We start from the raw sequence: 13,830 nt of genomic DNA on the forward strand, positions 1-13,830 counted from the left end.
TCAGATCCCCTTTTGCAGGAGCGCGCTGAAGCGACGCTTGCTGTCCTCGGTGATCGACTCGATTTCCGCCGCCGCCGCCGAGGACTCCTTGCGCAGCTCCTGGATCAGGCTCAGGCTGCTGGCCTGGAAGTCCACTACGGCCTCGGCCAGGGCCTTGACCGAACTGGCCTTCAGGGTCGAGCCGTAACCGGCCTTGAGCGCCGCATTCAACTGCTCGCCGCCGACCTTGGCCTGGATCTCGAGGCTGGAGTTGATCCCCTGGTTCATCGCATTCAGGGTGTTGGTCACCTCGGCCAACCCACCGGACGAGGTAAAGCCCGCCGCCAGTCCGGTCAGGACAATCTCGTTGGTGGCGAAAAAGCTGACGGCACGCTGGTACAACCGCTCTTTCACGCTGTGGTACTGGCTCAGGCGCGCGAACACCAGTTCGGCCGCGTTGTAGGCGGTCTTCAGCTGATCGGCGATATCGGTGATGATCTGGTAGCGTTTGTCCTCGTCCTGCAGGTCACGCAAGGCAACATCCCGTGCCAGCTCAAGCTTGGCCCGTTCGCTGGCGTCCAACTCGGCGCCTTCCAGGGCCGCCCCGGCCTCGGTCAAGCCCTGGCGTCCGCTTTCCATCTTCGCCTGGGCGATTTTCTGCACCTCGCAGGCATCCACCTCGGCTGATTTCATCGCCAGGCGGTAGTCCTGATAGGCCTCGAGAATCAGGGTTTCCAGCTGGATCTGCTCATTGGCCGACTTCGCCACATCCAGGTAGTTCTTGCGAATGCTCTCGAAGCGATCCGGAATCGAGCCGCGGCGCATATTCATCCAGCCCAGTTGGATGCGTTCAGAGAATTGCAGCTTGCCGTCGGCCATCCACTCCATCATCTGCCGGGCATCGGTCTGGATCGAATCGAAGCTGGCGGCGATATCGGCATAGCGGGTGCTGACATCCATGCTCTGCAACTTGTCGCGGACCACGGTGTTGAACACCGTGGACTGTTGCAGGGTGGCGGCGATGGCGGTGACTCGGGTGGCGTCATACACCGACACCTTGTCCAGCAGGGCCAGTACCGGGGCATTCTGGTCCGGAAAAGTGATGCCGATGGAGCGCAAGGCAGACATGGAGCGTTCGAGGTAGTTCATGAGCATATCCCTATATGGAGCCTTCCTGGGCTCCAACATCCTGCCGACGTGAGCGCGAAATACTAACAGAGCAGCGTAATCTTTTACCAAAGAGCCATTACCGCCCCGTGGCTTGAAGGACAGTGGCGGGGCGATGCCTGTGGGAAAAAATTCCCTACTTGAGCAAGGTGCTTTTGTGGGAGCGGTGCTTGCCCGCGAAAGGGATGCCACGGTTTTTCAGATACACCGCGTTATCGTTCTTCGCGGGCAAGCACCGCTCCCACAAAAAATGCCAATGCCCCGATCAGTCGGGGCATTGGCAGGGAGGCAACCGCTGTTCTGCGTTCTCACGCAGCCGGTGGCGGGTTATTCGGCAGCCGGCGCTTCCGGCTTACGGCGCTTGAGCGGCGCCATGCCGTCCTTGCTGACCAACGACAGGGCATCGGTCTTCGGTCGGTTGGCGATCTTGCGCTTGGTCGGGGCCTTGGCGGCCGACTTCTTCTTGTCACCCTTGACGTCGGTCTTTTTCTTTTTCACGCCTACAGCCTTGCCCGAAGCCTTGACCTTCTTCGGTCCGCCGTAGGTGCCTTTGACTTCCTTGATGGTCCGGCGCTCGAAGCTCTGCTTGAGGTAGCGCTCGATGCTCGACATCAGGTTCCAGTCGCCGTGGCAGATCAGCGAGATCGCCAGGCCGTCGTTACCGGCACGCCCGGTGCGACCGATACGGTGCACGTATTCGTCGCCGCTGCGCGGCATATCGAAGTTGATCACCATGTCCAGGCCGTCCACGTCCAGGCCGCGAGCGGCGACGTCGGTGGCCACGAGGATCTTCACCCCGCCCTGCTTCAGACGGTCGATGGCCAGCTTGCGGTCCTTCTGGTCCTTCTCGCCGTGCAGCACGAAAGCCTTGTATTCCTGGGCTACCAGGCGGCCATAGATACGGTCGGCCATGGCCCGGGTATTGGTGAAGACAATGGCCTTCTGGTAAGTCTCGTTGGCCAGCAACCAGTTGAGAATCTGCTCTTTGTGCTGGTTGTGGTCGGCAGTGATGATCTGCTGGCGCGTGGTGTCGTTCAGCTGGCTGACCGCATTGAGCTGCAGGTGCTCGGGGTTGTTCAGAACCTTGGCGATCATCTCGCGCAGGCCGGAACCACCGGTGGTGGCGGAGAACAGCATGGTCTGCTGGCGGTTCGTGCATTCTTCCACCAGGCGCTGTACGTCTTCGGCAAAGCCCATGTCGAGCATGCGGTCGGCTTCGTCGAGCACCAGCACTTCGACTTCTTTCAAGTCCAGGTTACCGGCGTTCAGTTGCTCGATCATCCGCCCCGGGGTGCCGATCAGGATGTCCGGCACCTTGCGCAGCATCGCCGCCTGGACCTTGAAGTCCTCACCGCCGGTGATCAGGCCGGACTTGATAAAGGTGAACTGGGAGAAACGCTCGACTTCCTTGAGGGTCTGCTGGGCCAGCTCGCGGGTTGGCAGCAGGATCAGGGTCTTGATGCTCACGCGCACCTTGGCCGGACCAATCAGGCGATTGAGGATCGGCAGGACGAACGCGGCGGTCTTGCCGCTACCAGTTTGCGCCGTCACCCGCAGGTCACGCCCCTGCAACGCCAGCGGAATGGCCGCGGCCTGCACCGGCGTTGGCTCGACAAATTTAAGCTCGGCCACGGCTTTGAGCAGGCGTTCGTGCAGGGCGAATTCGGAAAACACGGGTGCTACCTCGAAGAAATACAAAATATCAGCGGCATAGGGTAACGGTTTCGAGCGCCGAGGCCGAGTTTCTTTGTGAAAAGCGCGACAAACAGCGCGGTTTTTGTGCGCTGAATGCACTGGCGCGACGATATTCGGTCGGGGTCTGGCTCATCTCCACGCGAAAGTGCCGATTGAAATTGGAGAGGTTGCAGTACCCCACCTCGAAACAGATCTCGGCCACCGACATCTGTGTCTGCTGCAACAAACGACAGGCGCGCTGGACCCGGAGCTTGCGCATCAGGTCGATAAAGCCGTGCCCGGTAATACGTTTGAAAAACCGTGAAAAGCCCGGCTCGCTCATCCCCAACTGCCCGGCGATCACCGACAGCCGGACATCGCCGGTCAGTTCTCTGAGCAGGTAATCGAAAGCTTTATGGATACGCTCGGAGCTTTTCGCATCCAGAGCAGGCATATAGCAGGTGCTGGCCAGACAGCACGCCTCAGTCGCCGGCGCACTCGCCAGGGTGTTCAGCAGTTGCAGGAACATCAGCAAACGCGGCAAACCCTGGGCAGGACCGATGGCCTCCAGTAGTCGTGCCGCTTCAAGCGCCGTTTCGCCGGTAAACTCCAGGCCGCGCCGGGCACGCTCGAACAACACCTGCAACTCGCCAAGTTCAGGCAGGGCTTCACGCAGGGCCAGCAGCGCCGCGCCGTCGAATTGCAAAACCACATCGCGCCCCAGCAGTTGCTCTCCCGGCGCCAGGTCGCCCATCCAGTCATGGGGCAGGTCCGGCCCCATCATCGCCACGTGGCCAGCGGCAAACGCACCGATGTAATCACCCGCTACCAGTTTGCCGCTCCCCTGGCGAATCAGGTGGATTTCGTATTCGGGATGATGATTCCAGCGTGCAAGCGCATAGGGGTAGTCGTGCTCGTACCAGCGAAAACTGTGTTCCGGCTGCGGCAGGATGACTTCCAACTCGGCTGGAGGCTGCTCGAATAGCGCGGCGCGGCGATCAGGCATGGTTTGCCCCTTTTTATAGTTCTGAACAGCAACATAGCCGGATCAAACCCAGTTCGCTACTCAACGCATCACCTATAACTGGTACTTTTTTGATCCGGTCGGAGACAGGCCGGCACGATTAAAAAAGTACCGATTTCTCGTCCTCAATGCGTTTGTTGCGCCCTCTGCGAGCTGGTGTAATCCAATCGTCCCCTGCTGCGGTCCATCACGTTTTTGCCCAGCCGCGGCTTACAACAACAATAATAGTTCCGCGCCACCGGCGTGGAGTGGAGAGCATTATGAAGACCCGCCATCACGCGCTCATCCTGTCCGCAGGTTTGTCTTTGGCCTGTGCCGCCCAAGCCGCCGAAAGCATCACCATCGCGACGGTGAATAACAGCGATATGATCCGCATGCAGCGGCTCTCCAAAATATTCGAAGAGCAGCACCCCGAGCTCAAACTGAATTGGCTCGTGCTGGAAGAGAACGTCTTGCGGCAAAGGCTGACAACCGACATTGCGACCCAAGGCGCACAGTTCGACGTCTTGACCATCGGCACTTACGAGACCCCGCTGTGGGCCGCCAAACATTGGTTGGAGCCGATGAAGGACCTGCCGGCAGCCTATGACGTCGCCGATATCTTCCCGGCGGTGCGCCAGGGCCTTTCGCTCAACGACACGCTCTATGCCCTGCCCTTCTACGGTGAAAGCACGGTCACCTATTACCGCACGGACCTGTTCAAGCAGGCCGGGCTGAGCATGCCCGAACATCCGACCTGGACCCAGCTCGGCGAGTTTGCCGCCAAGCTGCACCATCCCGATAAAGAGCAATACGGCCTGTGCCTGCGTGGCAAGGCCGGTTGGGGCGAGAACATGGCGCTGCTGAGCACCCTGGCCAATACCTTCGGGGCGCGCTGGTTCGATGAGCAATGGCAACCCGAATTGACGGGACCGGAGTGGACCGCCGCGGCCAACTTCTACGTCAACACCCTCAAGCATTACGGCCCGCCAGGCGTCTCAAGCAATGGTTTCAACGAAACCCTGGCCCTGTTCAACAGTGGTAAATGCGCCATCTGGGTCGATGCGAGCGTCGCCGGCTCCTTTACCACGGACCCGACGCAAAGCCGGGTCGCCGACACGGTGGGCTTCGCCCCGGCGCCGGTCGAGGTCACGGATAAAGGCGCGTCCTGGCTGTATGCCTGGTCATTGGCAATACCCGCGACCTCCCAGCACAAAGAGGCCGCCAAGGCGTTCATCACCTGGGCCACATCGAAAGACTACATACAACTGGTCGCCGACAAGGATGGCATCACCAATGTGCCGCCGGGCACCCGCATCTCCACCTACAGCGATGCCTACCTGAAGGCCGCGCCCTTCGCCAAAGTCACCCTGCAGATGATGCAGAACGCCGACCCTGCCCACCCGTCGGCCAAGCCCGTGCCGTATGTCGGTATCCAGTACGTGACGATTCCCGAGTTCCAGGCCATTGGCACCTCGGTGGGCAAACTGTTTGCCGCCGCGCTCACCGGCCAGATGTCGGTCGAGCAGGCGCTGAGCGCTGCGCAAATCGCTACGGTCAAGGACATGAAGCGCGCGGGCTACCCGAAAAAATAGAGGCCGACGGTCAGCCGCGGCGCCTGGCAGCGGCTTGATTGAACAACCTGCAATGCCCCACCGGGCAATTCATTTTCGCAAACGGGAAGCACATCTGATGAAACGACTTGAAGGAAAAAGCGCGCTGGTGACAGGGTCGGCCCGAGGCATAGGCCGCTCATTCGCCGAGGCCTACATCCGCGAAGGCGCCAGCGTGGCGATCGCCGATATCAATCTTCAGCGCGCACAGGCCACGGCCGTCGAACTGGGCCCAATGGCTTACGCGGTGAAGATGGACGTCACCGATCAAACCTCTATCGAGGACGCCATTGCCGCGGTGGTTGCCCAGACTGGCAAACTCGACATCCTCGTCAATAACGCCGCGCTGTTTGATTTGGCACCGATCAGCGAGATTACTCGTGAAAGCTACGAGCGCCTGTTCTCAATCAACGTGGCCGGCACTCTGTTTACCCTGCAAGCCGCCGCGAAGCAGATGGTCGGCCAAGGTCATGGCGGCAAAATCATCAATATGGCCAGCCAGGCCGGCCGTCGCGGTGAAGCGCTGGTCGCGGTCTACTGCGCGACCAAGGCGGCCGTGATCAGCCTGACCCAGTCCGCCGGACTGAATCTCATCAAGCATAAGATCAACGTCAATGCGATCGCGCCCGGCGTGGTCGATGGTGAGCACTGGGATGGCGTTGATGCCCTGTTCGCCCAGCATGAAAACCTCCCCCCGGGAGAAAAGAAGAAGCAGGTGGGAGCGCAGGTCCCCTATGGCCGGATGGGCACCGCTGAAGACCTGACGGGAATGGCAATTTTCCTGGCCTCGGCGGAGAGCGACTACGTGGTTGCACAAACCTACAACGTCGACGGGGGAAACTGGATGAGCTGATATCGGCGGCCGCCCTCGATCAACATCCCCTGCTGCAAACCGGGCTGGGCCTGGCGCTGTTGCTGATCGTGGCGTTGCTGCTCGGCCGGGTCGCGCGTTATGTGATCCTGCATGCCGCCCGGCTGCTCGGACGCCAACCGGCGCTGCACTGGGTCAACGATCTGCTGCAGAACAAGGTGTTCCATCGTCTGGCCCAGACCACGCCCTCGCTGGTGATCCAGTTCGGCCTGCACCTGGTACCGGAGTTGAGCAAGAACGGCCTGATCTTCTTCGGTAATATCGCGCTGGCCTTTACCTTCCTGTTCCAGGTACTGGCCATGAGCGCCCGGCTCAATGCCCTGCTGGATATCTACGCACGCACCGAACACGCCCGCACGCGCTCGATCAAGGGTTATGTGCAGTTGGCGAGGATGGTGCTGTTCGTGTTCGGCGCCATCGTCATCGTCGCCACCCTGATCGACCGTTCGCCACTGTTGCTGCTCTCGGGCCTGGGCGCCATGTCGGCGGTGATCCTGTTGGTCTACAAGGACACCCTGCTGTCCTTCGTCGCCAGCGTGCAGTTGACCAGCAACGACATGCTGCGGGTCGGCGACTGGATCGAGATGCCCCAGGTCGGTGCCGATGGCGATGTGGTGGACATCACCCTGCACACGGTCAAGGTGCAGAATTTCGACAAGACCATCGTCTCAATCCCGACCTCAAGACCTGGAACGAGGCCCAGGGCGTGCCGCTGGAAATCTACTGCTTCACCCGCACCACCGTCTGGGCCGATTACGAGCGGATCCAGGGGGATATTTTCGACTACCTGCTGGCGGTGCTGCCAGAGTTCGGTCTGAGCCTGTACCAGCAGCCGAGCGGTAACGACCTGCGGGCCGGGATGTTGCCAGCGCTATTGGGCGCCAGCCATATTCCCGAGCCGCGGGAGCATGCGCTCTAGGCCCTGAGCGGACGCGCGCCCAGGCGGCTGACCCACACCGCCGCGAGGATCACCAGGCCACCGAAGAACAGCCGCCCCAACGGCTCATGCTGGTTCCAGATCAACAGATTGATCAGCAGCCCCACCGGCACATGCAGATTGTTCATTACCGCCAGCGTGGCGCCATTGACCAGGCACGCACCCTTGTTCCACCAATACATCCCCAGCGCCGTGCTGACCAGCCCGAGGAACACCAGCACGGCCCATTGCAACGGGGCCTCGGGCAGGTAGTTGGCCTTGCCGAACAACAAAAACGCCGGCAACGCCACCGCCAACGCGCCCAGGTAGAAATAGCCGAAACGCCGGTAATGCGGCAGGTCGCTGGGGTGCCGCGCCACCAGGTGCTTGTAGAGCACTTGCCCGGCGGCATAAGTGAAGTTGGCCAGTTGCAGCAGCAGGAAGCCCATGAAGAAATCCGGATTGATCCGGTCGTAGCGGATCACCGCCGCACCGGCCACCGCCACCAATGCCGCGAGCAAGGCCCAGGGGTTGAAGCGCCGGTTCAAGGCATCTTCGATCAGAGTCACGTGCAAGGGCGTGAGAATGGTGAACAGCAGCACCTCCGGCACCGTCAGCACCCGGAAGCTCAGGTACAGGCAGACGTAGGTGACGCCGAACTGCAAGGCACCGATCAGCAGCATGCCGCGCATGAATGCCAGCTCCACCTGGCGCCAGCGGGTCAAGGGAATGAACACCAGGCCCGCCAGCAGCACCCGCACCAGCACGGCGAAGTAGCTGTCGACATGACCGGCCAGGTACTCACCGATCAGGCTGAAGGAAAATGCCTGGAGCAGCGTGACGAAAAGTAGATAACCCATGAATGCCTCACCAATGTTGTCGCCCGCCCCGCCGTCTTGTAGGAGCCAGCTTGAACTGGCGAGGGCGATTGTCCAGGCGAGGGCGATGTCGGCCATCAGATCGCATCGCCAGCAAGCTGGCTCCTACAGGTTACGTGGGGATTTCAATATTCCATGCGGGCTTGCCGCTGAATGGCCGCGACCTTAGCGACTTTCCGCCGCACAAGGAATCCGGGGCGAAAAAAAACCCGATCGGGCTGGGCGGCCGGATCGGGTTGCATGCACTCAGGGAGCAACCAGTGCAAAGGGAGGTTCGCGCGTACAACTTGAAGGGGCTACTTGAAGATCTGTTGCTGACCACACTAAAACAATCGGCGATTAGCTGAACATTAAGCCTTCAAGCCACCTGGGCGATCCGCGCCTTGGCCTGGTTCAGGCCTTTCTCCTGGAAGTCGCCACCCATGTTCAGGCCTTCGGCGTGAATGAAGGTGACGTCGTGGATACCGATAAACGCCAGCACCTGGCGCAGGTAGGGTTCCTGATGATCGTTGGTGCCACCGGCATACAACCCGCCCCGCGCGGTCAGGACATAGGCTCGCTTGCCAACCAGCAGACCTTGTGGGCCGGTGTCGGTGTACTTGAAGGTCAGGCCGGCCCGCAGCACATGGTCGAGCCAGGCCTTGAGGGTGCTCGGGATCGCGAAGTTGTACATCGGCGCGGCCAGCACCAGCACGTCCGCCGCCAGCAGCTCGTCGGTCAGGTGGTTGGAGCGCTCCAGCGCCGCCTTCTCGATGGCCGTGCGCTGCTCGGCAGGCTTCATCCAGCCGCCCAGCAAGTGGCTATCCAGATGCGGCACCGGATCGCTCGCCAGGTCACGGACGCTGATCGGATCGCTCGGGTGGGCGGCCTGCCATTGACCGATGAACTGCTGGGTCAACTGACGGGAAACCGAGTCTTGCTGGCGGGCGCTGCTTTCGATGATCAGTACGCGGGACATGGGATGTAGGCTCCATCGCTAAGGGTTGTAAGTCGATGGAGTGAAGATTAAACAGCACTTAGCCGATAAAAAAGCCGAAAAAATGACTACAACCTATCTATAAATTTGTTGATAGGCGGAGCATGCTTGGCAGAGTGCTCCTCCGGTTTCATTTCGCCGTGCAGGTCAGGTCCAGGCGCAGCCGGATAATGCTGCGGGTGAATTTGACGCTGGCATTCTTGCTCTGCCCGGCCGCCAGGTCGAGCTTACGGGTCCGCGGGGCTTCGGGCCCATTGCGGAAGACCACCGTGCACAGGGCATCGGTTTTCCCGTAGTTGTTCACCTCAATGGTGCCGATATCCGTATCGGTATCGAAGGTCTTGTAGTCGATAGCGAGACCGTTGAGTTGTTTTTCGACTTCGATGGGATAAGCCCATGCCGTCAAAGGCAGCATGGCCAGCAACACACAACAGATTTTTCTCATTCGGCAGTCTCCATTAAGGACCGCCAGCTTAGGACAAGAGGAGCCCAACTTGAAAGCGCCCCGCGTGACCCTTGATCAATGGCGAACGCTGCAGGCCGTGGTCGATCACGGTGGCTTCGCCCAGGCCGCCGAAGCCCTGCACCGTTCGCAGTCGTCCGTCAGCTACACCGTGGCCCGCATGCAGGATCAGCTCGGCGTGCCGCTGCTGCGCATCGACGGGCGCAAGGCCGTGCTCACCGAGGCCGGCGGCGTGCTGCTGCGACGCTCCCGGCAACTGGTGAAACAGGCCAGCCAGCTGGAAGACCTGGCCCACCATATGGAACAGGGCTGGGAAGCCGAAGTACGCCTGGTGGTGGACGCCGCCTACCCCAATGCCCGCCTGGTCCGGGCGCTGACCGCGTTCATGCCGCAGAGCCGTGGCTGCCGCGTGCGCTTGCGCGAAGAAGTGCTGTCGGGGGTGGAGGAAGTCCTGCTCGAAGGCGTCGCCGACCTGGCCATCAGCGGCTTCAATATCCCCGGCTACCTGGGCACCGAGATGAGCGCGGTGGAATTCGTCGCCGTCGCCCACCCGGAACATGCCCTGCATCGCCTGCAACGTACGCTGACCTTCCAGGACCTGGAAAGTCAGCTGCAGGTGGTAATCCGTGACTCCGGCCGCCAGCAACCGCGCGATGTCGGCTGGCTCGGCGCCGAGCAGCGCTGGACCGTCGGCAGCCTGGCCACCGCCGCCACCTTTATCGGCAACGGCCTGGGCTTCGCCTGGCTGCCCCGACACATGATCGAACGGGAAATCCGGGAAGGCCTGCTCAAGGTGCTACCGTTGGATCAGGGCGGCAGCCGCCACCCGACGTTCTATCTGTACTCGAACAAGGACAAACCCCTGGGGCCGGCCACGCAGATTCTTGTCGAACTGCTGCGCACCTTCGACACCGCGCCGCTGGACGCCCCCTTCGCCGCTCCCCAGCAAGCCTGACAGGACATTGACCGATGGCCTATTTCGAACATGAAGGTTGCACGCTGCATTATGAGGAGTACGGCCAGGGCACGCCGGTGCTGCTGATACATGGTCTCGGCTCCAGCACCGAGGACTGGGAAATGCAGGTGCCGGCACTGGCCGCGCAGCACCGGGTGATCGTCATGGACATGCGCGGCCACGGTCGCTCCGACAAGCCCCGCCAGCGCTACAGCATCGCCGGGTTCAGCGCTGATGTAATAGCCCTGATCGAACACCTGCAGCTGGATCATCCGCACTTGGTGGGCCTGTCCATGGGCGGAATGATCAGTTTCCAGCTGGCGGTGGATCAGCCGCACATGTTCAAGAGCTTGTGCGTGGTCAACAGCGCGCCCGAGGTCAAGGTCCGCAAGCCCGGCGACTACCTGCAATGGGCCAAGCGCTGGAGCCTGGCCCGGCTGCTGGGCCCGAAGCGCATCGGCAAGGCCTTGAGCGTGATGCTGTTTCCCAAGCCCGAACAGGCGCCATTGCGGCGCAAGATGACCGAGCGCTGGGCAAGAAACGACAAATGTGCTTATCTCGCCAGCTTCGATGCCATCGTCGGTTGGGGTGTCCAGGAACGACTTGCACGGATCCTCTGTCCAACCCTGATCGTCAGTGCAGACCATGACTACACACCGGTCGCCCTGAAGGAAAGCTATGTCAAACTGATGCCCGATGCGCGTCTGGTGGTGATCGCCGATTCACGCCACGCCACGCCACTGGATCAACCCCAGGTCTTCAACCAAACCCTGCTTGAGTTTCTAAGCGCAGTCGAAACCACCACCCAGGATCACTGAACCATGCTGAAAAAAATCGCCCTGTTCACCGGCTCCGTATTGTTCGCCGCCAACCTGATGGCCGCCACCGAAGCCGTCAAGGCGCCCCATGTGCAACTGGTGACCACCAACGGCACCATTGAGATCGAGCTGGACCCGGTGCATGCGCCGATCAGCACCAAGAACTTCCTCGCCTACGTGGACAGCGGTTTCTATAACAACACGATTTTCCACCGGGTGATTCCGGGCTTTATGGTCCAGGGTGGTGGCTTCACCGCGCAGATGGCGCAGAAGCCGACCCAGGCGCCGATCAAGAACGAAGCCAGCAACGGCCTGCACAACGTGCGCGGCAGCTTGTCGATGGCGCGGACCTCGGATCCGAACTCGGCCACCAGCCAATTCTTCATCAACGTGAAGGACAATGACTTCCTCGACCCGGGCCGCGATGCCGGTTATGCGGTATTCGCCAAGGTGGTCAAGGGCATGGATGTGGTGGATATCATCGTCAATTCGCCGACCACCACCAAGCAAGGCATGTCGGACGTGCCGTCGGACCCGGTGTATATCAAGTCGGCCAAACGGATCGACTAATGGCAGGCGCAAGCTTCAGGCCGGCTGCCTGTGGCTTGCGCCGCTTCATCTTCAAGGAGAGCCCGCCTGACGGGCGTCAGAACCCATGCTCTATCGTCGTTTTGAACAACTGATCGATATCTTTCGCGACGCCCCCACTGCCGCTCCGCCGAACACCGTTCTGCCCTTCTACCTGTATTACCTGCGCCAGGTCTGGCCGAGCTTCGCCGCGCTGTTGATCGTCGGCTTGTTCGCCGCGCTGATCGAAGTGGCGCTGTTCAGCTACCTGAGCCGGATCATCGACCTGGCCCAGGGCACGCCCAATACCGAATTCTTCCAGGTCCATGGCCGCGAGCTGCTGTGGATGGCCGTGGTCGCCCTGATCCTGCGGCCGATCTTCTTCGGCCTGCACGACCTGCTGGTGCACCAGACCATCAGCCCGGGCATGACCAGCCTGATTCGCTGGCAAAACCACAGCTATGTGCTCAGGCAGAGCCTGAACTTCTTCCAGAACGACTTCGCCGGGCGCATCGCCCAGCGCATCATGCAGACCGGCAACTCGCTGCGTGACTCCGCCGTCCAGGCCGTCGACGCGCTCTGGCATGTGCTGATCTACGTCATCAGTTCCCTGGTGCTGTTCGTCGAGGCGGACTGGCGTCTGATGATCCCGCTGCTGATCTGGATCGCCGGCTACATCGGCGCCTTGTACTACTTCGTGCCACGGGTGAAGGCACGCTCGGTGATCTCCTCCGAAGCCCGCTCGAAACTCATGGGCCGAATCGTTGATGGCTACACCAACATCACCACCCTGAAGCTGTTTGCCCACACCCGTTTCGAGCAGCAATACGCCCGTGAAGCGCTGGTCGAGCAGACCGAGAAAACCCAACTGGCAGCCCGCGTGGTGACCAGCATGGACGTCGCCATCACCAGCCTCAACGGCCTGCTGATCGTCACCACCACAGGGCTGGCGCTGTGGCTGTGGACCCAGTCGCTGATCTCGGTCGGCGCCATCGCCCTGGCCACCGGTCTGGTGATCCGTATCGTCAACATGTCCGGCTGGATCATGTGGGTGGTCAACGGCATTTTCGAAAACATCGGCATGGTCCAGGACGGCCTGCAGACCATCGCCCAACCGGTCAGCGTCACCGACCGCGAACAGGCCCCACACTTGGCGGTCAGCCAGGGCGAAGTGCGCTTCGAGCATGTGGACTTCCACTACGGCAAACGCAGCGGGGTGATCGGCGACCTCAACCTGACGATTCGTCCGGGGGAGAAAATCGGCTTGATCGGTCCATCGGGTGCCGGTAAGTCGACCCTGGTCAACCTATTGCTGCGGCTCTATGACCTGCAGGGCGGGCGGATCCTGGTGGATGGCCAGAACATCGCCGAAGTCACCCAGGAAAGCCTGCGCGAACGCATCGGCATGATCACCCAGGACACCTCGCTGCTGCACCGTTCGATTCGCGACAACCTGCTCTACGGCAAGCCCGACGCCAGCGACGCCGAACTCTGGGAAGCGGTGTGCAAGGCCCGCGCCGATGAGTTCGTCCCGCTGCTGTCGGATGCCGAGGGCCGCACCGGCTTCGATGCCCATGTCGGCGAACGCGGGGTGAAACTGTCCGGCGGCCAGCGCCAACGCATCGCCATTGCCCGGGTGCTACTCAAGGATGCACCGATCCTGATCATGGACGAAGCGACCTCGGCCCTCGACTCGGAGGTGGAAGCAGCGATCCAGGAGAGCCTGGAAACCCTGATGGAAGGCAAGACCGTGATCGCCATTGCCCACCGCCTGTCCACCATTGCCCGCATGGATCGACTGGTGGTCCTGGAAAATGGCCGGATCGCCGAAACCGGCAGTCATGCCGAGCTGCTGGCCCATGGCGGGCTGTATGCCCGCTTGTGGCAGCACCAGACCGGCGGGTTCGTCGGCATCGATTGAACCCTGGCCGGCCTGGAGAGGACGGGTGA

Annotated in this window: 12 protein-coding genes and 1 pseudogene; 7 read left to right on the forward strand and 6 right to left on the reverse strand. The window is 61.4% G+C overall.

Annotated elements, in window-relative coordinates:
• The 3 genes from AC07VG_RS07200 to AC07VG_RS07210 form a co-directional block, all read right to left on the reverse strand.
• Positions 1-1,128, reverse strand: coding sequence for a merozoite surface protein 3b (locus AC07VG_RS07200; RefSeq protein ID WP_495020747.1), 1,128 nt, complete (start codon positions 1,126-1,128; stop codon positions 1-3).
• Positions 1,129-1,473: 345 nt separating this feature from the next.
• The gene (locus AC07VG_RS07205) at positions 1,474-2,820 is read right to left on the reverse strand and encodes a DEAD/DEAH box helicase (protein ID WP_494999704.1); all 1,347 of its coding nucleotides are present in this window, start codon (positions 2,818-2,820) and stop codon (positions 1,474-1,476) included.
• A gap of 28 nt (positions 2,821-2,848) precedes the next feature.
• Complete coding sequence (locus tag AC07VG_RS07210; protein WP_494999703.1) at positions 2,849-3,826, reverse strand: AraC family transcriptional regulator; 978 nt, start codon at positions 3,824-3,826, stop codon at positions 2,849-2,851.
• 278 nt (positions 3,827-4,104) lie between these two features.
• On the opposite strand from AC07VG_RS07210, the gene AC07VG_RS07215 reads away from it, so the two are divergent.
• The 3 genes and pseudogenes from AC07VG_RS07215 (at position 4,105) to AC07VG_RS07225 (ending at position 7,226) form a co-directional block, all read left to right on the forward strand.
• A complete protein-coding gene (locus AC07VG_RS07215; RefSeq protein ID WP_494999702.1) occupies positions 4,105-5,418 on the forward strand; it encodes an ABC transporter substrate-binding protein in 1,314 nt (437 codons plus the stop codon).
• Positions 5,419-5,515: 97 nt separating this feature from the next.
• Positions 5,516-6,289: an L-iditol 2-dehydrogenase gene (locus AC07VG_RS07220; RefSeq protein ID WP_494999701.1), complete on the forward strand. Its 774-nt coding sequence runs from the start codon at positions 5,516-5,518 to the stop codon at positions 6,287-6,289.
• Positions 6,277-7,226 (forward strand): annotated as a pseudogene (locus AC07VG_RS07225) (mechanosensitive ion channel family protein). The gene AC07VG_RS07220 and the pseudogene AC07VG_RS07225 overlap by 13 nt, the downstream one beginning before the upstream one ends.
• Here the strand turns inward: AC07VG_RS07225 and AC07VG_RS07230 are convergent.
• From AC07VG_RS07230 to AC07VG_RS07240, 3 genes are all read right to left on the reverse strand, one after another.
• Entirely contained in the window at positions 7,223-8,083 is an 861-nt protein-coding gene (locus AC07VG_RS07230; RefSeq protein ID WP_494999700.1) for a carboxylate/amino acid/amine transporter, read from the reverse strand. The pseudogene AC07VG_RS07225 and the gene AC07VG_RS07230 sit on opposite strands and share 4 nt — an antisense overlap.
• Before the next feature lie 376 nt (positions 8,084-8,459).
• On the reverse strand, positions 8,460-9,059 hold the full coding sequence (locus AC07VG_RS07235; RefSeq protein ID WP_494999699.1) for an FMN-dependent NADH-azoreductase: 600 nt from the start codon (positions 9,057-9,059) through the stop codon (positions 8,460-8,462).
• A gap of 148 nt (positions 9,060-9,207) precedes the next feature.
• A complete protein-coding gene (locus AC07VG_RS07240) occupies positions 9,208-9,522 on the reverse strand; it encodes a 3-phosphoglycerate kinase (protein ID WP_494999698.1) in 315 nt (104 codons plus the stop codon).
• A gap of 49 nt (positions 9,523-9,571) precedes the next feature.
• On the opposite strand from AC07VG_RS07240, the gene AC07VG_RS07245 reads away from it, so the two are divergent.
• From AC07VG_RS07245 to AC07VG_RS07260, 4 genes are all read left to right on the forward strand, one after another.
• The gene (locus AC07VG_RS07245; protein WP_040065166.1) at positions 9,572-10,495 is read left to right on the forward strand and encodes a PA3225 family LysR-type transcriptional regulator; all 924 of its coding nucleotides are present in this window, start codon (positions 9,572-9,574) and stop codon (positions 10,493-10,495) included.
• Positions 10,496-10,509: 14 nt separating this feature from the next.
• Positions 10,510-11,313, forward strand: a complete 804-nt coding sequence (locus AC07VG_RS07250) for an alpha/beta fold hydrolase (protein WP_494999697.1) — start codon at positions 10,510-10,512, stop codon at positions 11,311-11,313.
• Positions 11,314-11,316: 3 nt separating this feature from the next.
• Positions 11,317-11,883 (forward strand): peptidylprolyl isomerase, encoded by a 567-nt coding sequence (locus AC07VG_RS07255; protein ID WP_494999696.1) that lies wholly within the window; start codon positions 11,317-11,319, stop codon positions 11,881-11,883.
• Between the two features lie 85 nt (positions 11,884-11,968).
• The gene (locus tag AC07VG_RS07260) at positions 11,969-13,801 is read left to right on the forward strand and encodes an ABC transporter ATP-binding protein (RefSeq protein ID WP_494999695.1); all 1,833 of its coding nucleotides are present in this window, start codon (positions 11,969-11,971) and stop codon (positions 13,799-13,801) included.
• The last annotated feature ends 29 nt before the right edge of the window (positions 13,802-13,830 follow it).

It is taken from the genome of Pseudomonas sp. GW821-FHT03C07, assembly GCF_059420925.1.